Origin of the sequence: Algoriphagus sp. NBT04N3, from assembly GCF_019443765.1 — a bacterium.
In the GTDB taxonomy this organism is placed as follows: Bacteria; Bacteroidota; Bacteroidia; order Cytophagales; family Cyclobacteriaceae; genus Algoriphagus; species Algoriphagus ornithinivorans.
The window spans coordinates 1-25,871 of the sequence record NZ_CP048415.1; the positions used below are offsets into that span (position 1 = coordinate 1).

Below are 25,871 nucleotides of genomic sequence, written 5' to 3' on the forward strand. Positions count from 1 at the left end.
ATGGCAAATCAATCGTATGATGCAATCGTAGTTGGGTCAGGGATTAGTGGCGGATGGGCTGCTAAAGAGCTGACGGAGAAGGGGCTGAAAGTATTGCTCCTGGAGAGGGGACCTAACGTAGAGCACGTAAAGGACTATAAGACTGCCACACTTCCCCCTTGGGAAGTTCCACATAGAGGACGTAGAACCCAAGAAATGTTGGAGAATCATCCCAATCTTAGAAGGGATTATGTTTTAAATGAATTAAATCTAGACTGGTGGGCTCACGAAAGTGACTCTCCCTATGTAGAAGAAAAGCCTTTTACTTGGTTCAGAGGATATCAAGTAGGTGGGCGTTCTTTATTGTGGGGTAGACAGTCTTATAGATTGGCAGATGTAGATTTTGAGGCAAATGCCAAAGAAGGAATCGCCGTGGATTGGCCAATCAGATATAAGGATTTAGCTCCATGGTATTCTTATGTAGAAAAATTCGCAGGTATTTCCGGCAATAAGGATGGGTTGGATATTCTACCTGATGGTGAGTTTATGCCTCCTATGCCAATGAACTGTGTCGAAAAGGATGCAGCAGAAAGAATCAAGGCTCACTACAAGGGAGCTAGACATTGGATCATGGGCCGTCCGGCGAATATCACTCAGCCATTACCGGGAAGAGTAGGCTGTCAATATAGAAATAAGTGCTCTTTAGGATGTCCTTTTGGAGGATATTTCAGTACTCAGGCCTCTACTTTGCCAGCAGCAGTAGCTACCGGTAATTTGACTCTAAGACCATGGTCTATTGTCAGAAGATTGATTTATGATAAAGATACACAGAAGGCCACTGGAGTAGAAGTGCTAGATGCTGAAACAAATCAAACAGTGGAGTATGATGCAAAAATCATCTTCCTATGTGCTTCAGCTTTTAACTCAACGGCAATTTTGATGAGAACTGCCACCGATATTTGGCCTGGCGGATTAGGTTCCAGTTCAGGAGAACTAGGCCACAATGTAATGGATCATCATTTCCGTTTGGGTGCCAGAGGTACGATCGATGGATATGAGGACAAATATTATTTTGGTCGAAGACCTACTGGGCTTTATATCCCAAGATTTAGAAACCTAAATGGAGAAAAAAGAGATTACCTGAGAGGTTTCGGATACCAAGGAGGTGCAAGTAGAAGTGGATGGAATAGAGATGTAGCTGAATTAAACTTCGGGGCACCAATGAAAGAAGCTTTAACAGAACCAGGACCGTGGAGTATTGGGTTCACCGCTTTCGGAGAAATCCTTCCTTATCATGATAATCATATTCGATTGAGTGATTCTGTAAAAGATAAATGGGGCATGGAGGCATTGGTGATGAATGCCGAGATCAAAGAGAATGAGAAAAACATGCGAAAAGATATGATGGCGGATGCGGCTGAAATGTTGGAAGTAGCAGGTTTTAAAGATGTTCAAACCTATGATTCAGGCTATACTTTTGGACAAGGTATCCACGAAATGGGAACAGCAAGGATGGGTAGAGATCCAAAATCTTCTGTTTTGAATGGGAACAACCAAGTGTGGGATGCGAAAAATGTATTCGTAACTGATGGTGCTGCGATGACTTCTGCTGCTGCACAAAACCCTTCACTTACTTATATGGCTATGACAGCTAGAGCTGCTGCTTTTGCAGTGGAAGAGTTGAAAAAGCGTAATCTCTAATTCTAAAAGACAAAGACATGACTATGAATAGAAGAGACGCATTGAAGAGCGTCGTATTGATGATGGGAGGGACTATGGTTGGTGCAACAGCCATCTTAACTGGATGTTCTCCTGATAAGCAAATTGAAGGCTTGAATTTCGGTCCTGATGACATTGCATTTCTAGATGAATTGGGAGATACAATTATTCCTGAGACAGATACCCCTGGTGCCAAAGCAGTTGGCATTGGTTCCTTTATCGTCATGATGGTTAAGGATACCTATAATGCTGACCAACAAAAAGCCTTTGTGGACGGATTGAATATGATTCGCAAGGAATTTAAATCTGAAAAAGGGACGGATTTTGTAGGCGCTCCGGCAGAGGACAGACTGGCTTACCTTAATGGGCTCTATGAGCAATACAAAACCTCAGAAAATAAAGAGCCTCAAGTGATCAATATGCTTCGGGATTTAACGGTTTTGGGTTACTTCTCATCTGAAATAGGAGCTACTCAGGCATTGAATTATGTAGAAGTGCCTGGAAGATACGATGGCTGCATAGATTACAATAAAGGCGATAAGGCCTACGCAATAGGGTAAAAATAAAAAAGCCTGCTTCAAAGCAGGCTTTTTTTATATCATTCCTTTCGTTTCTTCTGATTTCCGAAAAACCAGAAGAAATAATACCACAATTAAGATGATTAGTAATGCTACTTCAAACTGAGCCCAGATTTGAGAACGATTAATCATTACCTTGGCTTTACTGATTAATTTTTCTCCTTCGACCATTTGAATTTTACTCAGGTTATCCAAATCACGCCTAGCTTGCGAAATTTTTTGATCATAGAGCTTGACTTGATTTCTGTTTACACCGGCACTATCTGTATACAGTAAGTCGTAGCTTTTGATACTTAGATCATTGACAATGATTTTTTTGAAATCTCCCAAAAGCTCAGATTCCTGCTCCGTTAGTTTAGTAGCCTCAAAATCTTCTACTATTTGAAGAATGGCCTTCTCGTTGGATTCTATTTCATCGATCACTTTGGAATAATCATAGTCCAAATTACAATGGTCAATTAACTTTTGTATCTGAAAGAGACCTTCAGAAATCTGAAAGATATATCCCTCCACTAATAAACGGTCATTGTAGACTTCGGTAAATGTGGAACTTATATCTCTAAATGACCTTCTCTCAATTAGATTTTTTGCATATATCAATAATAATAAGACACTTATGATGAGAAGGGCTCTCATTTTCCGTCTTTTCAGGGAGTAATCTTGCATAGAGATAGTATCACTAACGATTTATATTTGTCAGTTTAGGAAAAGTTCGAGATTTTCCCAAGTAATTGAGCAGTCTTATTCTTGCGTTGGTTTGTATTCATAGACGCGAATGTAGTCGATTTCCATTCTTTGTGGCCAAATGTTTGCATCTACGCCCTCTTTTCCTCCCCAATTTCCTCCAACAGCAATGTTCAAAATAATATGGAAAGGCTGAGAAAATGGCCACTCTTCAGGCCCACCTCCGGTGTTTTCAAAGGTGAAGTAAAGCTGATCATCAATAAAGAAGTCTATCTTTTCTTCACCCCAATCAATTGCATAGGTATGGAATTCAGAATTGAAGGTGTCAACTTGCCTTTGAGCTCCCTTCTGAGTGCCTTTGACATGATTGAAGGATTCGGTATGAACTGTCCCATGAACAACTCCCGGATCATATCCTACATGTTCCATGATATCTATTTCTCCGTTTTTTGGCCAGCCTCCGTAGCGGTTTTCATCTGCGAGCATCCAAATTGCCGGCCATGTGCCTTTCCCTTCTGGTAATTTGGCCCTTACTTCAATATATCCATATTGCCAGCTAGCCTTTTTCTTACTCACTAATCGGGCAGAGGTATAACCTTTGGGATAATCTGAATCTTTATGTGCCTCAATGATCAATTTTCCATTTTCAACTCTGGCGTTTTTTAATTCCTCCTTGGTGTAAAATTGCAATTCTCTGTTCCCCCACCCATGGTCTCCTACATCATAAGACCAGCTGCTGTCAGCAGGAAATCCTTCATAATTAAATTCTTCATTCCAAAGTAATTTTTGGCTAAAACCTTGAGTGGACATTAGGAAAAATAGGTTTAATGTGATAAGTCGATTTATTACGTGATTCTTCATTTACTATTTAGGTATGAAACTATTTTACATATTTTCCGTCATATAATATGTAATCTTTTTATAACGAAAACCATTTATTTTATGTCATTGCAACTTAAAGGAAACTGGAATCAAATTAAAGGTCAATTAAAGCAGAAATATGCTCAACTTACTGACGACGACTTAAAATTCACAGAAGGTCAGGAAGATGAAATTTTAGGGCTATTGCAAGAGAAGACCGGTGAAAAAATCGAGAATTTAAGACAAATGATTTTTGAGGAAGACTCTCAAAATAGTTGATCAAAGATAACCAATTTGGTGGAGGTCAGTTGTATATTCAGCTGACCTTTTTTTATCTGGTAGTTTCAAGCTTGATTATTCAATTGTAACTTGCCCTCATAAACCCAAATAGTCATGGCATATTATCACAGATTAGGATCCATTCCGCCAAAAAGACACACTCAATTCAGACAGCCGGATGGAAGTTTGTATAAGGAAGAGCTAGTCAGTTCTAAAGGTTTTTCAGGAATCTATTCAAATTTATATCACATTTACAATCCAAATGAGGTGAAATCCATAGGTCAACCCAAGCCCTTTAAATGGCAGGTTGCTGACCAACATGGTTTAAACCAAACACATCTAAAAACTTCTGGAGTTGAATTTACAGGTGAAGATTACCTGGATGCCAGGAGGATGCTGATGATGAATAATGATGTGATGATGGGAATATGCTCTCCCAAAAAGCGTAAGATGGATTATTATTTCAAAAACGCTGACGGAGATGAGCTATTATATATCCATGATGGTGAAGGAATAATGTATTCTCAATTCGGGAAACTTGAATTGAGAAAAGGTGATTACATCGTGATTCCTCGAACAACCATTTACAGGCTTGAATTTAAAGAGGAAGGTCCATTGCGTCTTTTGGTGATCGAATCACACGGTCCAATTGAGACAGTTAAACGCTACAGAAATGAAGTAGGACAATTGTTGGAACATTCGCCTTACTGCGAAAGAGATATACGCCCACCCCATGAGCTTCATATCGAAAAGGATAAGGGAGATTACCTTGTTCAAATCAAAAAGCAGGGAATGCTTCATCAATATTCCTATAATCACAGTCCTTTGGATATCGTAGGTTGGGATGGGTATCTCTATCCTTATGCATTGTCTATTTATGATTTCGAACCTATAACAGGAAGAATACATCAGCCACCACCCGTACATCAGACGTTTCAAGCTTGGGGTTTTGTGATTTGTTCCTTCGTGCCGAGATTGTTTGATTACCATCCATTAGCAATTCCGGCACCATATAATCATTCAAATATCGATTCTGATGAGGTCTTATATTATGCCGAAGGAGAGTTTATGAGTAGAAAAGGCATTGACAGAGGTTCATTTACAATTCACATGGGAGGTTTGCCGCATGGACCTCATCCGGGAACAGTTGAAAAATCAATTGGCGCTAAATCCACAGAAGAATATGCAGTAATGTTAGATACATTTAAACCGCTGCAAATAACCACGGATGCATTGGAGTTTGTAGATAAAAACTATCCGATGAGTTGGTCGGAATAAAAATTTAAAGGCTGGTTAATAGATCAGCCTTTTTTTATAAGCCCAAAAATTTCAATTCCTCTTTCAAAGAAATTTCCTTGTGCTTAATGTCTTGCCTTTCGATCAGACTTTTTTCCACGGAAAGGCGATTCAAACTAACAGAGTGCGCATGGTAATCACTCTCCCATTCTAAAGTATCTGGATCGAATCCTTCTTGTCTTAATCGCTGTGAAATCAATTCTTGAATCTGTTCTGCTAGTTGATTGACAGAAAGGTTTTCTGGCAGCTTGATTAACATGTGAAAATGATCTACGAGAACACAAAAAGTGCCATGCTGATCTGGGATAGACGCGATGAAATCCCCAAGCCCTTGTTTTATTATATCCACTTTCAGTGAATCTATTGAGGGTTTGTGGCCTTTGGTACTAAAAACCAAATGCGTCCATATTTCGGAGTGTGAGTGGCGCATATTTATAAATGAAAGAATTGAATTTAAGGATTAAAGAATTTTTTAAAAAGTTTTTCAGATTTTGTTTTCATTAATTACCAATAAAAAATCCCAGAATTGTACTATTCTGGGATTTTGTTTAGGCTTTGGTTTTTCTAGTCAAACAATTCATGGATCGGCTGTCCGGTTGCTCCATTTGGAAGTCGGATATTCAATAGCATCGAAAGGGTAGGAGCTATGTCGGTGACTGTAGCATATCGAGTGCTTTCTCCGGATTTTACTCCCCATCCAAAAAATACGATAGGAACGTGAGTGTCATAGGTGAATCCAGTTCCGTGTGAAGTACCTCTTGCTCCACCAGTCAACCAAGATGGTTCCAAAATAATTAATAGGTCCCCAGAAGCTTTATGATTATAACCCATCTGCAATAAATGGGGCCTATGCTGGGTAAAAGCTGTACTTCTCATTGCTGAGGCAGTATAAACCTCTTTTATCCCATTGTACCTTAAGAGGAAGTTTGCTAGCTGTTCCTGAATATCGTCCAGCTCCAGCTCTTTTTCTTGGATCAACTCATGGTTCAGAAAAATCTGATCGTTCGATCCGTTTAAGATCCAATTACCTTCTCCATACTTCACGGTCATATATCCTCTTGCCTGACCTAAAATATACCCGAAATTCAAATTTCCCGCTGGTACTCTTTCACTTTCCATGTAGGTAGCAATGTCTGCCACGCCATGATCTGCAGAAAGAAATACCAAGTAATTTCCTTTACCATAAGTTTTGTCGAGGTAGTTTAAAAACTGTTCAATTTCCAGATCAAGTCGCAGATAATTATCTTCCAACTCTTTTGAAGTAGGTCCAAATCTGTGCCCTATATAATCGGGAGATGAGAAACTAACCGCCAAAAAATCGGTCTCTTTTCCCATTCCTAATTTTTCACCTTCTATAGCAGCATATGCAAACTCCAAAGTCAAAGTATTCCCAAATGGAGTGGCGGCAATCAAACCATAGTTCCCGTTGTTTTCTCTCAATTCAGGAAGATTATAGGGGAAAGTTGGAGTCTCTTTCCCGATAAAGGGTGCCTCAAATTCATTATTATCATCAATGCTATTGATATATGAATCTGCAGAATATAGGGGTTGCCAAGTTTGGTTTAGTAAGGAATCAGGGCGTTTTAAAGCGTTAAAATTACTTACCCATGTCGGAAGTTCTGACTTGTAATAAGTAGAAGTCATAAACTCTCCATTATCGCTGTCAAACCAATAGGCATCTCCAAGATGACCTGCAGGTAAACTTGCCCCACGATCTTTGATGGCGATTCCAACAACCTTTGAGCGCTTATTTGTGGCAAACCTCAATTCATCGGTTATAGTTGTTGTAAGCAGATTTCTCGGACTGATTTGACCACTCATGACTGTTCCTCCCACATTACTCACAGTAGAGTCCTCTGCACAATAGATCATTTTATTCTGCCTTCTTACATACCAATTATTCCCTATGATTCCATGGGTAGCTGGTGTAGTTCCGGTATAAACTGAAGCATGTCCAGGCCCAGTGTAGGTAGGGATGTAATTATAATGCCCATTTTTCATCATATAACCCTCGGAGGCTAACCTTTTAAATCCTCCATCTGAATAGCGGTCGGCAAACTTGTAGAAGTATTCTTGCCGCATTTGATCGACAATGATTCCAACCACGATTTTGGGTTTTTCTGCCTGCTGCTGAGCAAATAATGCCAGAGAAAAAAGCATGGAAAATAGTAGGGCAAAACTTATTTTTTTCATTTTAATAATCTTTAAGCTACCAAAGATAAGCATATGAGGCTTTTAAAGGATTAAGACTTTGTTAAATGGCTAAAAGAATAGACATTGTAACCAAAGAATAAATTCCCTTTATATGAAAAAACTCACGTTCCTTTTTCTCTTTTTGAGTGTTTCTTGGTGCTCTTTTTCCCAATCGTATTTTCAGGATGGTCTTTCAGCTGAATGGCATAGATCCAGAAGAGATGCTCTTAAAGAATTAATGCCGGTTAATTCTGCAGCTGTGATTTTTAATAACCCTGTGAAAAACCGTTCCAATGATGTTGATTTCATCTATCATCCTAATACAGATTTTTACTATCTGACTGGATTGAGAGAACCTAACTCTGCTTTGGTTATTTTCTCAGAACCTAGAGAAATCAATGGAAAAAAAGTGGATGAGGTAATCTTTGTTCAGCCTAGAGATCCAAGGGCAGAAATGTGGAATGGGAAACGATTAGGAGTTGAAGGAGTCAGAGAAAAGCTTGGCTTTCAGGAAGTATTTCTTTTTGAGGAATTTGTTAAGTCTCCATACATAAATTTCGCTTCAATAGATAAAGTCCTTTCTTTCAATTTAAACGAAGATATTGAAGGAGGAAGTAGTAATGCGCCATTGAAGAGGATGATTAATTCCTTTAAAAAAGCAGCTTCCTATCCCGAGGAAGCTTCAGAGGCTAAATTGCAGCTTTATGAATTAATCAGAGCCACAGATATTGAAAATTCGGCCAATGTAGCGCAAGTAATAGGAAGATATAGACAGCGTTTTCCTGAAGTAGCCGATGACCAAGTAATTAAAGACTTTTTGGCAGCGGATACTCCGGAAAAGAGGATGGCTGTGAAACAAAAAGTGCCTAACTCTAAGACAGATATTTTTGCTCTAGCTCAGATGATGGATGTGTTGAGAGAAGTTAAAACTGAAGAGGAATTGGTTCTATTGAAAAAGGCTGTCAAAATATCTGCAATAGGTCAAATTGAGGTAATGAAGGCAACTAAGGTGGGCATGTCTGAGCGGGAAATTCAAGGAATCCATGAATTTATATACAAAAGGTATGGAGCTGAAAATGTAGGATATCCATCCATAGTGGGAGGAGGAAATAATGGCTGTATTCTACATTATATAGATAATGATATGAAGCATGTCAATGAGCGTTTATTGCTGATGGATTTGGGTGCTGAATGGAGGGGTTATACTGCAGATGTAACCAGAACCATACCGGTTAGTGGAAAATTTAACGAAGAAGAAAAGGCTATTTATGAATTGGTTCTAAAGGCTCAGGATGCCGGAATTGCGTTATGTAAGCCAGGCGTAGAATTCGGTCAAATCGGTCAAGTAACTCGCCAAATTATCGATGAGGGGTTAGCAGCCTTAGGAATTATCAAGCCTGGACAGAGACATAATTATTTCCCCCACGGCACTAGTCACCACTTGGGCTTAGATGTACACGACCGAGGAGGTTATGGTGCATTAAAAGAAGGTGTGGTACTTACTGTAGAGCCTGGGATATATATTCCTGAAGGAAGTGACTGTGATCCAAAATGGTGGGGAATTGCAGTAAGAATTGAAGATGATATTTTGGTGACCTCCGGTGATCCTATCAATTTGTCCTCTGATGCTCCAAGAACTATTGCTGCTATTGAGGAAATGATGCGGATTCCGAGCGTCTTGGAAAACTGGGTGCTCCCGGAAATTGAATAATAACTCCCGCAAAGAATAGAAGAATGCAAAGTTATTGAGAGTATAATTATTTAAGTGATTATAAGTAGATATGGAATCAGTTTTAATTGATTCCATATTTTTTTACTAGTTATCTTAGTGAAAAAGAAAGAAATTAATTTTTTGAAACCTAATTTTTTAAGATGACAGAAAATCAAATCTCAAAAATAATTTTAGACTCGGCCTTCGAAGTTTATTTTAAGTTAGGTCCTGGATTACTCGAATCCATTTATGAAAGAATCCTTGCAAAGGAGCTAAGAGAAAAAGGTTTAGAAATTCAAACTCAGGTTCCAGTTCCGGTTTTTTGGAAAGGGGAAGAAATTGGATTAGGCTATCGAGGAGACCTTTTAGTGAATGGAAAGGTGTTGGTTGAACTTAAGTCGGTTGAAAAAATTCTCCCTATTCATCCAAAGCAGTTGAAAACCTACTTAAAGGTATTGGACCTTAGGTTAGGCCTTCTTATAAACTTCAATGAAGTAAAGCTTGTAAATGGAATTGTAAGAGTTGTAAATGGACTTAAAGAATCTTCATAATCCTTCAATTCACCTTTGCCCCTTTTAATCTTTGCGGGAGATTGAATTTAATTACGGCTTTTCAAGTCGCCTCTCTTGATCGACCGAATAAACTGTGCCCAAGCGAATGGATCTAGCAACCTCAACGGTCTAGGCCCATATATATCCTGGTTTTGTTGCATCACACCCTGTTGGAAGTATCGGAAATTTTCATTTCCTGATGCAGGCATGGACTCAGCCCATCTCAATAACATTTCAGGACTCATATTAGCTCTGGAGATGGACATTGGATCCACCACATTCATTGCCAAAACAGCTTTTTTGAATTCATCCTCAGTTGGATAAGGCATTACTTCTACTTCTGCCAATGCAATCTCATCTACCTCCATGGTAAGAATAAGGCTAATCCTATCATTTTCCACATTATCAGGAACTTTGAAAGTCTGTCTTTTTAGGCCGATGAAGCTGAAAACTATGCTATCTCCTTCTAAAACTGGCATCGAGAAGTAACCAAAACGACCACTGCTTGTGCCACGACCTTTTTTGGGTACATATACGTTTACCCCCGGAACAGCATCGGTACTGTCAGCGTTTAGGATGACACCGGATAACTGAATCACCTTTCTTTCACGCTCTTGGGCATGAACAGACGAGAAGGAAAAAAGAAATCCTACAAAAAGTAGCGATAGAAATGGGAGTAAAATTGAATTCTTCACAAATAAATAACTTATTGGACGGCCAAAGGTTGGCTTTTGGATGCGATAATACCCTAATTTCGGGTGATTTTTTATTTTCACCGAGAAATAAGCGTTAAATCTTACTAATGCGACTCAAAAATATCAGTTTAAATTATGGTTTGCGAATCTTCAAGGCTCTCAGTGAAGAACCTCGGGTAAGAATTATTCATCTATTAATGTTGAATAAAGAGCTGACCATCTCAGATTTGGAGCATATTCTTGACTTTACTCAAACCAAAACCAGCCGTCATTTGATTTATTTAAAGAACGCAGGTCTTCTGGGAAGTCGAAGGGTAGACCAATGGATGTTTTATTACATTTTAGAAGAGTACCTTGAAATCATTCAGCAGATTTTTAAGTTTATTCAAAAAGATCCCAACTTAATTCGCGATCAGGAAACATTTGAAATTCTCAAATCTAACCGGGAGCTTGCTATCAATAAAATTCAGAATAACCAATACAGAAAATAGACCCCTTGAAAACTTACCAACATTTATTCTTCGACCTAGACCATACACTTTGGGATTATGATAAAAATGTCACCGAGTCTTTAGCTGAGCTATATGAGCACTACAGTTTGGTGGAATTAGGTATCCCTAGCTTCCAGCATTTTTTTGACTCTTTCCATGCAGTCAATTTTCAGTTGTGGGACTGGTATAATGTGGGGAAAATTGATAAGGTCAATCTCAGAAAGGAGCGCTTTCCTAGAATATTTTCTCATGCAGGAGGCAGGGCGGAGGCCATTCCTCAAGAGTTTGAAGAAGATTTCATGCATCGTACTTCCTCAAAATCCCATGTTTTTCCATATTCTAAAGAAATTTTAACCTATCTGAAGGAAAAATATAGAGTACATGTGATTACGAATGGGTTCAATGAGTCCCAGGCAAAGAAAATGAAATCTTCAGGTCTGGACGTGTTTTTTGAATTAGTAGTGACTTCTGAGACTACCGGACATAAAAAGCCTGATCCAAGAATTTTCCATTATGCATTGGATCAGTTGAAAACCCAAGCAGAGCATTGCCTGATGATTGGAGATAATCCTAACTCTGATATTTTAGGAGCTCAAAATGCCAATATTGATCAAGTTTATTTCAACCCTGAAGGGAAGGCTATAGAATTAAAGCCTACTTATGAAATTAAACATTTGCAGGAGTTAGAATCCCTTTTGTGAGCAAAATCCCTTTCTCTTAGCGGGGGATGACTTATCTTTGAAAATCAGAAATCATATAAACACCAAATAGTATGTTAAAAGGATTTTTCAGCGTACCGACTCCTGTCAATGAGCCGGTAAAATCATATGCTCCGGGAAGCCCAGAGCGAAAAGAGTTACAGGCAGCTTTGAAAGAAGCAAGGTCCAAGCAAGTGGACGTGCCTATGTATATCGGAAGTGAGGAGGTACGTACCGGAAAAACCAGACCCATGTCTCCTCCTCATGATCACCAGCATATTTTAGGACATTTCCATGAAGGAGACGCATCCCACGTCGAGCAGGCTATTAATGCAGCATTGGGAGCCAAAGAAGCTTGGGAAAACTTAGCATGGGAACAAAGAGCTGCTATTTTCTTGAAAGCTGCAGATTTATTGGCTGGACCATATCGTGCAAAAATCAATGCTGCGACGATGTTGGGTCAATCCAAAAATGCCATGCAAGCAGAAATCGACTCGGCTTGTGAATTCATTGACTTTTTGAGGTTCAATGTGAAATACATGACCGAAATTTACGCTCAACAACCGCCTGTGTCCGGAAATGGAGTATGGAATAGAGTAGAGCAGCGGCCGCTTGAAGGTTTCGTTTTTGCCTTGACTCCTTTCAATTTCACGGCAATTGCTGGGAACCTTCCAACATCCGCGGCGATGATGGGCAATACCATCGTATGGAAGCCAGCCTACACGCAGATCTATTCTGCTCAGGTATTAATGGAAGTTTTCAAGGAAGCAGGTGTACCAGATGGAGTGATCAATTTGATTTATGTGGATGGACCTACCGCTGGAGATATCATTTTCAAGCATCCTGATTTCGCCGGAATCCACTTTACTGGTTCTACAGGGGTTTTCCAGCACATTTGGAAAACTATCGGCGAAAACATCCAGCTTTATAAATCCTATCCAAGAATTGTTGGTGAAACAGGTGGAAAAGACTTTGTATTAGCCCATAAATCTGCTGATGCGAAGGCAGTTGCAGTAGGATTGGTGAGAGGTGCTTTTGAGTATCAAGGGCAGAAATGTTCAGCTGCTTCAAGAGCATATATTCCATCTAATCTTTGGGAGGATGTGAAAAAGTATATGCTGGAAGATTTGGCCAGCCTGAAAATGGGTGGAACAGAAGACTTCACTAACTTTATCAATGCCGTTATTGACGAAAAGTCATTTGATAAAATCGCTAAGTATATAGATAATGCAAAGGCTGCGGAAGGGGTGGAAATCATTGCAGGCGGAAAATATGATAAGTCTAAAGGTTACTTCATCGAACCGACTGTAATCTTAACGCAGGATCCGATGTATACCACCATGTGTGAAGAGATTTTCGGACCGGTTTTATCCATTTATGTTTACAATGCAGAGCATTTCGAAACTGTTTTGGAATTGGTAGATCAAACCTCGCCTTATGCCTTGACGGGAGCCGTTTTCTCTCAGGATAGATATGCGATTGAGTTGGCAAGTACCAAGCTGAGAAATGCAGCCGGAAACTTCTACATCAATGACAAGCCAACCGGTGCTGTAGTTGGTCAGCAACCATTTGGTGGAGCTAGAGCATCCGGAACCAATGATAAGGCTGGTTCCATGATTAACTTACTACGCTGGGTATCTCCTCGCACGATTAAGGAAACATTCGTGTCTCCAACCGATTATCGATATCCGTTTTTGGGTAGCGACCTTTGAGGTTTCTAAAACCCCGAAGGTCTTATTGAAACAAATCATTCAAGTTTCGAAAACCTTCGAAATCCCAAAGACTTCAAAGGTTTAAAGAGCCTCGGTTCCTAATTTTCGGGATCGGGGCTTTTTTATTTCAATATTATGAAATAATTTAGTTTAATTATGTAATATAAATAGAGATATGAATAAAATAATTTTTATACTTTTTCTTTGGACTTTTTTTTCCTGTGGACCTGAAAAATCTACCAATGTATTTCAAGGAGATTTGGAAGAATTTGTTGTTGACAGTTTGAGTTTTGAGCGAAAAAAGGGAGTTGGATTTATGGGATTTCATAAAACGACTATTCGAAATGGGAAAGAGTTACTTTATACCAAACAGAATGAGACTTTTCAATTTTTTGATGTTCGATCAGGTAGAAGAATTGATTTCCTAACTATTCCTACTGAAGGACCCAAAGGGATTAAAGGAAGAGCTGAAGTTGGAGGATTTTTGGAGGATGATATGTTGTTGATTACAAACTCAACGGGAAATACAAATATTTACTTCAGGGACACCTTGATGACTACCTTCAGACGTGAGATGGATTCCTTTGCAAATGGAAGGTATATTTATCTCGGTGATGCTAGAAATTCTTTTCATTCACTTCCATCTGGAAACTTTGAATTAACCTTCAACCCATTTGAATTTATGGCCATTCGAGAGGGAAGAGATGGCTTAGATTTGAGTTTTACTTCCTGGATTGGCGAATTTGATAGAAATGGGAAGGTTATTTGCGAGTCAGATTTTCTTGCTCCATACGATAAGAGTTTTGGAGAGTCTACTCAGGGTGGAAAGTTGGTTAGAATGGTGGAAGAAGGGGAATCTTGGGCGATGTTTCCTTATTCTGACTCATTGTATCAAATCAAAAATTGTGAAGTAATTCAAAGACTAAAGCTGAATTCTCTTTCTTCCATTTATTATTTCCCTGAAAAATATGAGGGAAACAAGAATTCAGGAAGGTGGGTTAAGCCGGAGGATGGAGCTTCTAATCTATATCTGATCAAAGATGTTAGCACAGGTTTATTTATAAGATTTATCCATTTGAGAGAGAAAAGAAATGAAACCGACAAAGTTGATTTACATCAAAAGATGGTTTCGAAGGAGGTTACCTATTTAATGCTTATTTATGATGAGGATTGGAAGCTTTTAGCAGAATTGGAACAGGTGTATTATCCCGGGACTAAATTTGAAAATTTGTTCAGCACTTCCGAAGGTCTTTTTATCAACAAACCCGAGCAAAAATCCGAAGACGAGTATGAGTTTTACAAAATCGATTTGAGTCAATTTCGGAATTGAGTTAATAGTTTCTCACAGATTCCCACAGAAGGAGTCACAGATTTCTACGAATAGAATTGTTGTAGAATTTCTGTGAAAATCTGTGTTTTTAATCTGTACTTATCTGTGGGAAAAACAAAAAAACGGCTGTATTTCTCCAGCCGTACCCCTGACCTTTGAAGTTTTTAAAAATCTATCAGGTTTTTAAAGTTTTTTCATAAACTATTTTTGTATTTTTACTGATATGAAAGCGATTGAAATTAAGACCATTACCAAATCTGATGGAAGTATTTCTTTGGAGAAAACTGGTCTAAATGGTGGAATCCCAGTGAGAGTTTTAATTCTTTCTGAAGAGGAGGATATGGAAGAAAAAAATTATTTGAAATTCCTATCCAACAATCCTGCACTTGATTTTTTAAACGAACCCGAAGAAAATGTCTATTCTGCCAAAGACGGCAAGCCATTCAAAAACTAGAGGAAAAGTTGTCTTAATACCATTCCCATTTGAGGATTTTTCTACTCGAAAAGTTCGGCCTGCACTTTGCCTATCAGAACCCATGGGGATTTTTGAACACGTTATTGTGGCATTTATTTCAAGTAAAATAAGCAATCAGCTTGAGGAAACAGAACTTGAGATAAAACCTACAGAGGTAGAATGGGTGCAAACTGGATTAATTGTTCCTTCGGTTCTAAAACTCCAAAAAATGGTCTCTTTACCCAAGAATCTTATTTTGAGAGAATTGGGAATTTTTCCAAATAATAAGATGGAGGACATTGAAGAAAAAATTAAAATGATTTTTAGGATTCGATAAAGAAGTGTTTTTATCAGGTAGTCATCAATGTTTCCCGTTGTGATTCAATTAACTTATTAGCTGTAGAGATTGTTGATTTTTTCTTAGTAACCTTGTAGATATAGGCTGGTCTGCTGGATAAATATAAAAAAACGGCTGAATCTCTCCAGCGACTTTATTGACCTTTGAGGTTTCTAAAACCTCGAAGGTCTCGTTAACAAATTTATTTTTTAATTAAGTATGGATTTAGTTAACTTGTTGTTTTAAAGATCAATGTCAAAGCTTCAACTTTTATGACTGATCCATTTTTCCCAGAAGAATTTTACCATGTTTATTCCAGAACTATTGGAGAGGAACTTCTTTTCCGGACTGAGGAAAACTGTATTTACTTTCTTAAAAAATATCAAACTTATTGCTCACTTTACTTTTCAACATTAGCCTACTGCTTATTGCCCAATCATTTTCATTTCTTGATTAGGGTAAAAGAAAATACAAAGCCAGAAGCTGCTCTTGGTTCATTTTCGAACTTTTTAAATAGCTATGCGAAATCCTATAACAAGCTTTATGATCGGCATGGTGGATTATTTCAAAGAAAATTTAAAAGGAAACGAGTCGGTCAAGAAAGCTATTTATCCCAGGTGATAATATATATTCATAAGAATCCTCAAAAGCATGGAATTGTGAAAGACTTTAAAAGTTGGAAGTTTTCATCTTTCAATGCCATGATCTCACAAAAACCTACAAACATTGAAAGGGATTTTGTCCTAGATTGGTTTGGTGGATTAGAACAATTTAAAAAAGTCCATGAATTGGAACAGGTGTTAGATTTGATAGAAGATCTTTCTTTAGAATAAAAAATTTTCCTTTAGATATTTGAAGACTCCAATAACCTCGAAAGCCTCTATTATTAAATAAAAACCTTCGAGGTCTTGAAGACCTCAAAGGTTAATTAAGTATACATCGCTCCATTTACATGAAGCACCTGTCCTGAAATATAAGTACTCATATCTGAGCCCAAGAAAACACAGGCATCTGCAATTTCTTCAGGCTTTCCGCCACGCTTCATAGGAATAGCATCTCTCCATCCTTGTACTGTTTTTTCATCTAATACATCTGTCATTTCTGTTTCTATAAATCCAGGAGCAATTGCATTGCATCTGATATTTCTAGAACCCAGCTCCAATGCAACTGACTTGGTAAAACCAATGATCCCCGCTTTGGAAGCTGCATAATTAGCCTGTCCTGCATTTCCTTTTGAACCAACCACAGAAGTCATATTGATAATAGATCCGGATTTGGCTTTCATCATGGTACGGGTGGCAGCCTTGACAGTATTGAAGCAGGATTTTAAGTTGACATTCATGATTTCATCCCAAGATTCTTCAGTCATTCTCATCAACAAGTTATCACGAGTGATTCCTGCATTATTGATTAAAATGTCTAAAGTTCCGAATTCAGCGACAACTGCATTGACCAAATCTTCTGCTGCTTTGAAGTCAGAAGCATCGGATCTATACCCTTTTGCCTTGATGCCAAAGCCTGCCAATTCTGATTCTAAAGCCTGTCCTTTTTCAACAGAGGATAAAAATGTAAAAGCCACATTAGCGCCTTCTTGTGCAAATCTAATGGCAATTGCTCTTCCAATTCCTTTGGAAGCTCCGGTGATCAAAGCTGTTTTTCCTGAAAGTAAACCCATGAATAGTAAAATTTTGTTTTGTCAAAATTAGAAAAAAAGCTGTAAGAATCGTTTCTCCGGAAAGCGACAATTAAATTTTCGCTGATTTTCAAGGAATAAAACTGACATTTCTAAGGATTTAAAAATTTTATAAATGAGAATAGGGTAAGAGCAGGATTTCATTTGGAAATCTTCTTTTGGATTCTAAAAGAAGTCTTTTTAAACCTGTTTGATCCAAATAATCCAAATTTTTTTCTGAACCCAAAAGGCCTATTTTTGCATAGTTTCAAATCGTTATTAAACAAGTATATAAGATATGTCTTCGACCAAATTTGATTTAATTGTTTTGGGAAGCGGGCCAGGTGGTTACGTTGCCGCTATTAGAGCTTCTCAGTTAGGACTGAAAACTGCCATTGTAGAGGCTGAAGAGTTGGGAGGGATTTGTTTGAACTGGGGCTGTATTCCTACCAAAGCTTTATTGAAAAGTGCACAGGTTTTTGAATACATCAATCACTCTGCTGATTACGGTATCACGGTAAAAGATGCCAAAGCTGATTTTGAAGGAATGGTCAAAAGAAGCCGAGGTGTGGCAGACGGAATGAGCAAGGGCGTACAGTTCCTGATGAAAAAAAACAAAATCGAAATCATCGCAGGTTGGGGGAAAATCCAGCCAGGTAAAAAGGTCGAAGTAGCAGATAAGGACGGAAAAAAGACGGTTTACTCTGCAGATAATATTATCATCGCAACGGGTGCAAGATCCAGAGAATTGCCTTCCATGAAAATTGATGACAAAAAAATCATCGGTTATAGAAAGGCCATGACTTTGGAAAAGCAGCCTAAGAAAATGGTGGTAGTTGGTTCAGGTGCTATCGGAGTTGAGTTTGCATATTTTTATAATTCCATCGGCACAGAAGTGACTATCGTTGAGTACATGGATAGAATTGTGCCTGTTGAAGATGTTGAAGTTTCCAAAGCATTGGAAAAAACCTACAAAAAAGCAGGAATGAAGATCATGACTTCTTCTGAAGTGACTGCTGTAGATACTAAAGGATCTGGCTGTAAAGTGACCGTAAAAACATCCAAAGGGGAAGAGACCTTAGAATGTGATGTAGTGCTTTCAGCAGCTGGTGTTGTTTCCAATTTGGAAAATTGTGGATTGGAAGATGTTGGGATTTTGGTGGAAAAAGGAAAAATCAAAGTAGATGAGTACTACAAAACCAATATGCCAGGCTACTATGCGATAGGAGATGTTGTTCCAGGGCCAGCTTTGGCTCACGTTGCTTCCGCTGAAGGAATTATCTGTGTTGAGAAAATTGCCGGACATCACCCAGAGCCATTGGATTACAATAATATCCCAGGCTGTACCTACTGTTCTCCTGAGATTGCTTCAGTTGGCTATACCGAAGCAAAAGCAAAAGAAGCTGGTTATGAAGTAAGAATTGGCAAGTTTCCATTCTCAGCTTCTGGTAAAGCTTCTGCCGCAGGAGCTAAGGATGGATTTGTGAAATTGGTTTTTGATAAAAAATATGGAGAGCTTCTAGGTGCCCATATGATCGGGGCCAATGTGACTGAAATGATTGCTGAAATCGTTGCTATTCGCAAATTAGAGACAACTGGTCACGAATTGATCAAAACCGTTCACCCTCACCCTACTATGTCTGAGGCAGTAATGGAAGCGGCAGCAGCTGCATATGATGAGGTGATCCACTTGTAATGCAAAAAATATCTAGTATTTTGGCACCAGACTTAAACAAAAGTCTGGTGTTTTCTTTTTAACCATTTCAACCAACCGCGTTTCACTCTTGCAGGAAGACCAACTCATACAAGGGCTTAGGGCCCGAGATAAAAAAACGGTAGACTACTTATACGAAAAGTACTCCCGTGCGCTGCTGGGTGTCATTTTTCGAATTATATCTGATCAGGATATTGCAGAGGAAGTTTTTCACGATGCATTTATCAAAATCACTCGAAAAATCGACTCCTACGAAGAATCAAAAGGCCGCTTATATACCTGGATGGCCAATATTTGCAGAAATTCTGCCATTGATAAACTTCGATCTAAAGAAATTTCTCAATCCAGTAAGACCAATGGAATAGATGATTTCGTATATGGTCTTGAAAGTCAGTCAGGAACTGAGGAACATGTCGAAGGCATAGGAGTAAAAGAACTGATGAATGAGCTCAATGAGGATCAAAAATTTGTAATTGAGTATATTTATTTCAAAGGATACACCCATTCTGAAATCTCCGAAGAATTTGAGATCCCCCTCGGCACTGTTAAATCCAGAGTCCGGGCTGCGTTATTAGTACTAAAAAAGAACATAGACAGAATCTAGTGAACATTCAAGCATACATAGAATCAGGTAAATTGGAGCTCTTCTTATTAGGAGAGTTGTCTGATCGCGAGCGTGAAGAGGTTCTGGCCTTAGCTAAACAGCATCCCGAGATTCAGAAAGAGTTAGATGAGATCGAGGAAGCAATGTTAGCTTTTGACCAAGCAAGCGCTCCTATACCTTCTGCAGGGTTGAAAGAGAAAATAATGGCCGACCTTGAAAAGGACTTTGCTCCTGTAAAAGAGTTGAAGCCTACAGTTGCTCCGGAAGAGACCGGAAAGGTTGTGAAAATTTCTCCTTGGAAACCATTTGCAGTAGCGGCAAGCATTGTGGCAGTAATTGCCTCAGGTCTCGCAATATATTTTGCGAGTAAATTTTACGAAACAGAAGAACAGTTCCTTGCCTTAGTTCAGGAACAGGAAGTATTGGCTGATAATCTCAACCAGGTTAAGCTCCAATACGAGGAAACCGACTCAAGACTCGATCGCCTAGTAGCGGGTGATTTTAAAAGAGTTGAGATGAAAGGTGAGGCATTTGAAATGCAAAAGGATGCTAAAGTTGATGTCTTTTGGGATCAAGGACAGCAAGAAGTATTCATTGCAGTGAATAAGCTGAATTCTCTGGGTGGAGAATATGATTATCAGCTTTGGGCTATTGGACCGGATGGTCCTGTGGGAATCGGTCTGGTCAATCCAGGTGAGCGATTTACCTTGCAGCAAATGCAAGCTGTAGCTGAAGCAGGAGCCTTCGCAATTACCATAGAACCTAAAGGTGGTTCGCAGTCCCCAACCTTAGAGAAGTTGGTGGTATTGGGTGAGGTCGCCTAATCTAATTAGAATTAAATTGAAGCCCGTTTTGAAAAGAACGGGCTTTTTTATTGTTTTTTCTGAACTTAGGGACTAGCAAATCATTTATTTACCCATGGAACTCCAACTTTCTACTCCGGCATTGCTTTTCTCGGCAATTACATTGCTGATGCTTGCTTTTACTAATCGATTTTTGGCCATAGCCAGTCTTATAAGAGGACTTCATAAAAACTACATGAAGTCTCCGGACCAAGAGATTATAGTTGAGCAAATTCATAATCTTAGGAGAAGACTGACATTGATCAAAAACATGCAGCTTTTCGGAGTATTCAGCTTTTTATTATGCATCATTTGTATGTATTTGCTTTTCCAAGGCTATACCGTAGCCGCAAATTGGGTGTTTGTAGGTAGCATGGGAGCTTTGCTGGTTTCTCTGGGGCTATCCCTGATTGAGATTCAAATTTCTACCAAAGCTCTCAATTTGGAACTTTCAGATATGGAAGAGGTCTTCGAGAAGCGTATAAGCAGCTTGGATGTATTTTTCAGAAAAGAAAACAAAAAGAATGAATAAACTATTCATGGCAGTAAGCTGGATACTGCTTTTTACCACATGTCAAAATAAACCGGTTGAATCGGCTGTTGAAACTTCCGATCAGAGTGAAGTTCATCAAATTAAGCTGATCAATTTAGAAGAAACACGACAGTTTTATTCCTGGACTTCCGATCGAATTCCCTTGGTTTCTGCACATAGAGGTGGACCTTACCCAGGTTTTCCTGAAAATGCCATCGAAACTTTTGAAAATGTATTAAAGCACACTCCGGCAATAATCGAATTGGATGTGGCTATGACCAGAGATTCAGTCCTTGTTTTGATGCATGATGATGACTTGGATCGGACAACCAATGGAACTGGGAAAGTCAATGAGGTTACTTTTGAATACATCGAGGGATTATTCTTGGAGGATATGGATGGTAATTTGACTGAATTCCGAGTTCCTACCCTAGAGGAGGCTTTGGTCTGGGCGAAAGGAAAAGCGCCTTTGACTGTGGACATAAAACGTTCTGTTCCTTTTGAAAAAGTAATTGAAACGGTCAGAAAAACAGAGTCTGAAGCCTACGCGGCTTTGATTTCTTATACTTTTCCAGCTGCCAAAAAACTTCATATGCTAGCCCCGGATTTAATGCTTTCAGTGACTATCCGAAATGAAAATGAAATCAAGCGCTTAGAAGAAACAGATATACCCTGGGACCGAGTTATTGCTTTCACAGGGGTAACTGAAAGATCAAAGGAATTTAATCAGGCCCTTCACCTAAAAGGAGTTTTTACTATTCTCGGTGTGATAGGAAACCTGGATAGAAGAGCCGAGGCTCGAGGCGATGAAATCTATGCTTCATTTATTCAGAATGGGGCAGATATCTTAGCTACCGATAGACCGATAGAAGCAGCTCAAATTATCAAAAACCTAAGCCCAAGTAAAAGCTCAAAATCCCCCTATTTTACCCATGTTAATTGATTTAAGAAGCGACACAGTAACACGTCCTACTCCAGGGATGAAAGAAGCAATGTTTTCTGCCCCTGTAGGAGATGATGTCTTTGGAGAAGATCCCACAGTAAATGCTTTAGAGGAAAAAATAGCCAAACTATTCGGCATGGAAGCAGCGCTGTTTTGTCCGTCTGGAACCATGACAAATCAGATAGCGATTCGATTGCATACCCAGATTCAGACAGAGGTCATTTGCCACAAGTACTCACACATTTATTTATATGAAGGTGGAGGGATTATGGCTAATTCTTTGGCTTCCGTGAAATTATTGGAAGGAGACTTGGGAAAAATCACAGCAGCGCAAATCGCTGAATCCATCAATCCAGATGATGTGCATGCTCCTGAGACAACTTTGGTTTCCCTGGAAAATACGATGAATAAAGGAGGGGGAAGTATTTACACCTTGGATGAAATCAAGCCTATTCAAACCCTCTGTCAAGAAAAGGGGATTAAGCTTCATTTGGACGGAGCGAGACTTTTTAATGCATTGGTAGCCAGCGGCGAGAAAACTCAAGATTGGGGAGCTACTTTTGATACCATTTCTATTTGCCTTAGCAAAGGATTGGGTTGTCCGGTGGGTTCAGCTTTGGTTGGAAGCAAATCGGACATCAAACGAGCCAGAAAAGTAAGAAAAGCCTTTGGTGGAGGCATGCGCCAAGCCGGTTTTTTGGCTGCTGCAGGAATCTATGCATTGGACCATCAAGTAGATAGGCTAAAAGAGGATCATGCCCGTGCAAAGTCTTTGGGAGAAATGCTGGGTGATTTGCCTGTAGTATCAGAAATTTTTCCCGTAGCGACCAATATTGTCATTGCTAGGTTGGAAGGAACCACTCCCGAGGAATTTATGAAAAAGCTTTCCGATCAAAATATCAAATCGGTCAAATTTGGAAAAGATCTGGTTCGTTTTGTTACACATTTGGATTTCACAGACGATCAACTGGAGGAGTTTGGGAAAAGGATAAAAAAAGCAAAGTGAAGGCAGACTAGGATATTTTCCTTCTTTAATAATTCATAAGGCCTGAAAAGGCCTTTTTTTATGTTATTTTCCCATTTCAAATTGAAAAAACACTCAATTTGAAACTTTATAATACTGTGAAAAATGATGTGTGAATCTTTATAGTTTCATACTTCTAATTTCTTGCTTCTGAAAAAATGAATTCTACTCCCTTAGCCGAACGCATGCGACCCACCAGATTGGATGATCTGATCGGTCAAGAGCATTTGTCCTCTCCAAAATCTTTTTTGTACAAGGCAATTAAGTCTGGGAATGTGCCTTCTTTGATTTTATGGGGACCTCCTGGGGTAGGAAAAACAACTATTGCTAATATCATCGCCAATGAGATCAAAGCTCCTTTTTATACCCTGTCGGCTATCAGTTCAGGTGTAAAAGACATTCGAGAAGTGATTGAAAAGGCAAAGTTTCAAATGGGGGTGGTTCTTTTTATCGATGAAATTCATCGCTTCAACAAGTCGCAACAGGATGCACTTTTAGGGGCAGTGGAAAAAGGCATTATTCGATTGATTGGGGCAACTACTGAAAACCCATCTTTTGAGGTAAATGCCGCATTACTATCCAGATGCCAAGTTTTTACCTTGAATTCCTTAGGAAAAGCAGAACTGGAGGCTATGATTCAGCAAGCTTTAGAACAAGATATCGAGCTCAAAAAAATAAAAGTAGAACTGAAAGAATCAGACGCTTTACTCCGAATTTCTGGGGGAGATGGACGAAAACTACTGAACCTTCTTGAAATAGTAATTGATGGCATCAACGAGAATCCCTGCGTGATCACGGATGACAAAGTGATGCAGATTGCTCAGCAAAAGGTTGCGCTTTATGATAAATCCGGTGAGCAGCATTATGATATTATTTCCGCTTTTATCAAATCCATCCGAGGCTCTGATCCCAATGCAGCCGTGTATTGGTTGGCTAGAATGATCGAAGGAGGGGAAGATGTCAAATTCATAGCACGCAGACTGGTGATTTTAGCTTCTGAGGATATCGGTAATGCTAATCCGAACGCCTTACTTTTGGCAACCAATTGCTTTGAAGCAGTCAAAATCATAGGTTATCCTGAGGCTAGGATTATTCTTTCTCAATGCGTGACCTATTTGGCAAGCTCGCCTAAGAGTAATGCCGCTTATATGGCGATCAATCAAGCTCAAAGCCTAGTCCGGGAAAAGGGGGACTTGTCTGTACCACTTCACCTTAGAAATGCACCCACAAAATTGATGAAGGATTTGAATTATGGAAAAGCCTATAAATATTCCCATGATTTCCCGGGCAATTTTGTGAATCAGGAGTTTCTACCAGAAGAGATAAAAGGAATGAAGCTGTATGATCCTGGTCAAAACGCTAGAGAAAATGAGTTGAGAAAATATCTTCAGTCCAAGTGGGGAGAAAAATATGGCTATTGATAGGAAAATGGCTGTTTTTGATTTAAGATAATTTTTTCAACGAAAATTTTTTTATTCCAGCTATTTATGATTTTTTAAGGGCGAATTTGTGTTTAACGGTATATTTATCAACAATATTGAAAAATATTGTCCATTAGTGGACATGTTAAACAAATCTCAAGAGTTTACAGATTTAACTTTAGTAAGAAAACAAACCCTTAATTTTTACCATGAAAAAACTAACTGCTTTAGGCTTGGTAGTTGGACTGCTAGGCAGCCCGGTTTTAGCCCAAAACAAGATTGAGTTTAAGGAATTTACTTTGGATAATGGCTTGCACGTCATTATGCACAAAGATAATTCCACTCCAATCGTCAACACCTCAGTATTGTACCATGTTGGTTCGAAAAACGAACAGCCAGACCGAACAGGTTTTGCGCATTTCTTCGAGCATTTGATGTTTGAAGGAACAGAGAATATCGAAAGAGGAGAATATATGAATATCATCCAGGGAAGAGGGGGAACTTTAAATGCCTTCACCAGTAATGATATCACCTTCTACTATGAGACTGTTCCTTCAAACGAACTGGAATTGACTCTATATATGGAAAGTGAGCGGATGTTGCATTCCAAAGTAGATCAGGTAGGAGTAGAGACCCAGCGCGAGGTAGTTAAAGAAGAATATCGTCAGCGCTATGAGAATCAGCCTTATGGTACCATTCTTCCTGAGACGCTAAAAAGAGCTTATTCTGTACACCCATACAGATGGGCACCAATTGGATCTTTGGATGATTTGAATGCTGCGAAAATTGAAGAATTCCAGCAATTCTATAAGGATTTTTACGTGCCAAATAATGCCACTTTGACAATTGCAGGTGATATCGATTATGATCAGACCGAAAAGTGGGTTAGAAAGTATTTCGCAGAAATCCCAAGCAGCAATAAAGAAATCTATAGACCAAAAGTCGCTGAACCTAAAAAGACTGCGGAGATAAGAGATGTTATCTATGACAATATTCAGATTCCTGCAGTAATTCAGGCCTACAACCTTCCTTCTCAGACGCATCCGGATTCTTATGCTTTGAGCATGCTTTCAACTTACCTAACTGGTGGTAACTCTTCTTTGATGACCAAAGAACTGGTTGACAATCAACAAAAAGCTTTGGCGATAGCTGCTATTCCTTTGGAATTGGAAGATGGAGGTTTGTTCATCATGTATGGAATCACCAATATGGGAGTTGAGCCGCAAGCATTGGAGTCGGAAATCGATAAGTTGATTCAGCAGGTACAGCAGGAAGGTATTTCAGATAGAGATTTTGAAAAATTGCAGAATATTATCGAGAACAATATCGTCAGCAGTAATTCCTCAGTATCAGGTATTGGACAAAATTTGGCAGAAGCTCATGTGATTTATGGAGATACAGATTATATCAATAAGACCATGGATTATTACAGTAAAGTGACGCAAGAGGATATCAAAAGAGTAGCTAATGAATATCTTAATCTCAATGGGAGAGTGGTATTGTATTATTTGCCAAAACCAAAAGACGCTACTGAATAATTGTTTCAACTTT

At 39.0% G+C, this 25,871-nt stretch carries 27 protein-coding genes; 21 read left to right on the forward strand and 6 right to left on the reverse strand.

All coding sequences use genetic code 11. The features are described from left to right. Both GYM62_RS00005 and GYM62_RS00010 read left to right on the forward strand, forming a co-directional pair. On the forward strand, positions 1–1,680 hold the full coding sequence (locus GYM62_RS00005; protein WP_091655412.1) for a GMC oxidoreductase: 1,680 nt from the start codon (positions 1–3) through the stop codon (positions 1,678–1,680). Positions 1,681–1,697: 17 nt separating this feature from the next. Further along, complete coding sequence (locus tag GYM62_RS00010; RefSeq protein ID WP_144603914.1) at positions 1,698–2,258, forward strand: gluconate 2-dehydrogenase subunit 3 family protein; 561 nt, start codon at positions 1,698–1,700, stop codon at positions 2,256–2,258. Positions 2,259–2,291: 33 nt separating this feature from the next. Here the strand turns inward: GYM62_RS00010 and GYM62_RS00015 are convergent, their stop codons facing one another. Together GYM62_RS00015 and GYM62_RS00020 are read right to left on the reverse strand one after the other, a co-directional pair. Then, on the reverse strand, positions 2,292–2,912 hold the full coding sequence (locus GYM62_RS00015) for an MCP four helix bundle domain-containing protein (protein ID WP_250161283.1): 621 nt from the start codon (positions 2,910–2,912) through the stop codon (positions 2,292–2,294). A 105-nt stretch (positions 2,913–3,017) separates the two neighbouring features. Continuing rightward, complete coding sequence (locus GYM62_RS00020) at positions 3,018–3,770, reverse strand: family 16 glycosylhydrolase (protein WP_250161282.1); 753 nt, start codon at positions 3,768–3,770, stop codon at positions 3,018–3,020. Between the two features lie 132 nt (positions 3,771–3,902). Between GYM62_RS00020 and GYM62_RS00025 the strand changes: the two genes are divergently transcribed. Both GYM62_RS00025 and GYM62_RS00030 read left to right on the forward strand, forming a co-directional pair. Then, a complete protein-coding gene (locus tag GYM62_RS00025) occupies positions 3,903–4,100 on the forward strand; it encodes a CsbD family protein (protein WP_144603912.1) in 198 nt (65 codons plus the stop codon). A gap of 114 nt (positions 4,101–4,214) precedes the next feature. Beyond that, the gene (locus tag GYM62_RS00030) at positions 4,215–5,378 is read left to right on the forward strand and encodes a homogentisate 1,2-dioxygenase (RefSeq protein ID WP_144603911.1); all 1,164 of its coding nucleotides are present in this window, start codon (positions 4,215–4,217) and stop codon (positions 5,376–5,378) included. A gap of 34 nt (positions 5,379–5,412) precedes the next feature. Here the strand turns inward: GYM62_RS00030 and GYM62_RS00035 are convergent, their stop codons facing one another. Both GYM62_RS00035 and pafA read right to left on the reverse strand, forming a co-directional pair. Continuing rightward, positions 5,413–5,826 carry a transposase gene (locus tag GYM62_RS00035; protein WP_144603910.1) on the reverse strand — a complete coding sequence of 138 codons (414 nt, stop codon included), beginning with the start codon at positions 5,824–5,826 and terminating at the stop codon, positions 5,413–5,415. Between the two features lie 134 nt (positions 5,827–5,960). Then, complete coding sequence (gene pafA / locus GYM62_RS00040) at positions 5,961–7,589, reverse strand: alkaline phosphatase PafA (protein WP_144603909.1); 1,629 nt, start codon at positions 7,587–7,589, stop codon at positions 5,961–5,963. 112 nt (positions 7,590–7,701) lie between these two features. On the opposite strand from pafA, the gene GYM62_RS00045 reads away from it, so the two are divergent. Continuing rightward, positions 7,702–9,300 carry an aminopeptidase P N-terminal domain-containing protein gene (locus GYM62_RS00045; RefSeq protein ID WP_144603908.1) on the forward strand — a complete coding sequence of 533 codons (1,599 nt, stop codon included), beginning with the start codon at positions 7,702–7,704 and terminating at the stop codon, positions 9,298–9,300. 161 nt (positions 9,301–9,461) lie between these two features. Continuing rightward, positions 9,462–9,851, forward strand: a complete 390-nt coding sequence (locus GYM62_RS00050) for a GxxExxY protein (protein ID WP_144603907.1) — start codon at positions 9,462–9,464, stop codon at positions 9,849–9,851. A gap of 47 nt (positions 9,852–9,898) precedes the next feature. Here the strand turns inward: GYM62_RS00050 and GYM62_RS00055 are convergent, their stop codons facing one another. Further along, positions 9,899–10,546 (reverse strand): carboxypeptidase-like regulatory domain-containing protein, encoded by a 648-nt coding sequence (locus tag GYM62_RS00055; RefSeq protein ID WP_186299996.1) that lies wholly within the window; start codon positions 10,544–10,546, stop codon positions 9,899–9,901. Between the two features lie 107 nt (positions 10,547–10,653). Between GYM62_RS00055 and GYM62_RS00060 the strand changes: the two genes are divergently transcribed. The 7 genes from GYM62_RS00060 (at position 10,654) to GYM62_RS00090 (ending at position 16,401) form a co-directional block, all read left to right on the forward strand. After that, positions 10,654–11,037 carry a metalloregulator ArsR/SmtB family transcription factor gene (locus GYM62_RS00060; RefSeq protein ID WP_091655403.1) on the forward strand — a complete coding sequence of 128 codons (384 nt, stop codon included), beginning with the start codon at positions 10,654–10,656 and terminating at the stop codon, positions 11,035–11,037. Between the two features lie 5 nt (positions 11,038–11,042). Then, positions 11,043–11,738, forward strand: a complete 696-nt coding sequence (locus GYM62_RS00065) for a YjjG family noncanonical pyrimidine nucleotidase (protein ID WP_144603906.1) — start codon at positions 11,043–11,045, stop codon at positions 11,736–11,738. A gap of 71 nt (positions 11,739–11,809) precedes the next feature. Further along, complete coding sequence (pruA, locus tag GYM62_RS00070; RefSeq protein WP_144603905.1) at positions 11,810–13,447, forward strand: L-glutamate gamma-semialdehyde dehydrogenase; 1,638 nt, start codon at positions 11,810–11,812, stop codon at positions 13,445–13,447. Between the two features lie 175 nt (positions 13,448–13,622). Next, entirely contained in the window at positions 13,623–14,777 is a 1,155-nt protein-coding gene (locus GYM62_RS00075) for a hypothetical protein (protein ID WP_144603904.1), read from the forward strand. Between the two features lie 223 nt (positions 14,778–15,000). Beyond that, positions 15,001–15,231 (forward strand): hypothetical protein, encoded by a 231-nt coding sequence (locus GYM62_RS00080; RefSeq protein ID WP_219957838.1) that lies wholly within the window; start codon positions 15,001–15,003, stop codon positions 15,229–15,231. Beyond that, a complete protein-coding gene (locus GYM62_RS00085; protein ID WP_219957839.1) occupies positions 15,191–15,568 on the forward strand; it encodes a type II toxin-antitoxin system PemK/MazF family toxin in 378 nt (125 codons plus the stop codon). The genes GYM62_RS00080 and GYM62_RS00085 overlap by 41 nt, the downstream gene beginning before the upstream one ends. Before the next feature lie 272 nt (positions 15,569–15,840). Further along, positions 15,841–16,401, forward strand: coding sequence for a transposase (locus GYM62_RS00090; protein WP_219957840.1), 561 nt, complete (start codon positions 15,841–15,843; stop codon positions 16,399–16,401). A 95-nt stretch (positions 16,402–16,496) separates the two neighbouring features. Here GYM62_RS00090 and fabG read toward each other — a convergent pair whose 3' ends face one another. Then, positions 16,497–17,243, reverse strand: coding sequence for a 3-oxoacyl-[acyl-carrier-protein] reductase (fabG, locus tag GYM62_RS00095; RefSeq protein WP_219957841.1), 747 nt, complete (start codon positions 17,241–17,243; stop codon positions 16,497–16,499). A gap of 295 nt (positions 17,244–17,538) precedes the next feature. Here fabG and lpdA point away from each other — a divergent pair, with 295 nt between their 5' ends. From lpdA to GYM62_RS00135, 8 genes are all read left to right on the forward strand, one after another. Then, positions 17,539–18,936 carry a dihydrolipoyl dehydrogenase gene (gene lpdA, locus GYM62_RS00100; RefSeq protein WP_219957842.1) on the forward strand — a complete coding sequence of 466 codons (1,398 nt, stop codon included), beginning with the start codon at positions 17,539–17,541 and terminating at the stop codon, positions 18,934–18,936. A gap of 88 nt (positions 18,937–19,024) precedes the next feature. Further along, positions 19,025–19,558, forward strand: coding sequence for an RNA polymerase sigma factor (locus tag GYM62_RS00105; RefSeq protein WP_219957843.1), 534 nt, complete (start codon positions 19,025–19,027; stop codon positions 19,556–19,558). Further along, positions 19,558–20,382 carry an anti-sigma factor domain-containing protein gene (locus GYM62_RS00110; RefSeq protein WP_219957844.1) on the forward strand — a complete coding sequence of 275 codons (825 nt, stop codon included), beginning with the start codon at positions 19,558–19,560 and terminating at the stop codon, positions 20,380–20,382. The genes GYM62_RS00105 and GYM62_RS00110 overlap by 1 nt, the downstream gene beginning before the upstream one ends. Before the next feature lie 94 nt (positions 20,383–20,476). After that, positions 20,477–20,932, forward strand: coding sequence for a DUF2721 domain-containing protein (locus GYM62_RS00115; protein WP_091655394.1), 456 nt, complete (start codon positions 20,477–20,479; stop codon positions 20,930–20,932). Then, positions 20,925–21,875, forward strand: a complete 951-nt coding sequence (locus tag GYM62_RS00120; protein ID WP_219957845.1) for a glycerophosphodiester phosphodiesterase family protein — start codon at positions 20,925–20,927, stop codon at positions 21,873–21,875. The genes GYM62_RS00115 and GYM62_RS00120 overlap by 8 nt, the downstream gene beginning before the upstream one ends. Beyond that, complete coding sequence (locus tag GYM62_RS00125) at positions 21,865–22,881, forward strand: low specificity L-threonine aldolase (protein WP_219957846.1); 1,017 nt, start codon at positions 21,865–21,867, stop codon at positions 22,879–22,881. Before GYM62_RS00120 ends, GYM62_RS00125 begins: the two co-directional genes overlap by 11 nt. A 176-nt stretch (positions 22,882–23,057) precedes the next feature. After that, entirely contained in the window at positions 23,058–24,320 is a 1,263-nt protein-coding gene (locus GYM62_RS00130; protein WP_219957847.1) for a replication-associated recombination protein A, read from the forward strand. A gap of 209 nt (positions 24,321–24,529) precedes the next feature. Further along, the gene (locus GYM62_RS00135; protein WP_219957848.1) at positions 24,530–25,858 is read left to right on the forward strand and encodes a pitrilysin family protein; all 1,329 of its coding nucleotides are present in this window, start codon (positions 24,530–24,532) and stop codon (positions 25,856–25,858) included. The last annotated feature ends 13 nt before the right edge of the window (positions 25,859–25,871 follow it).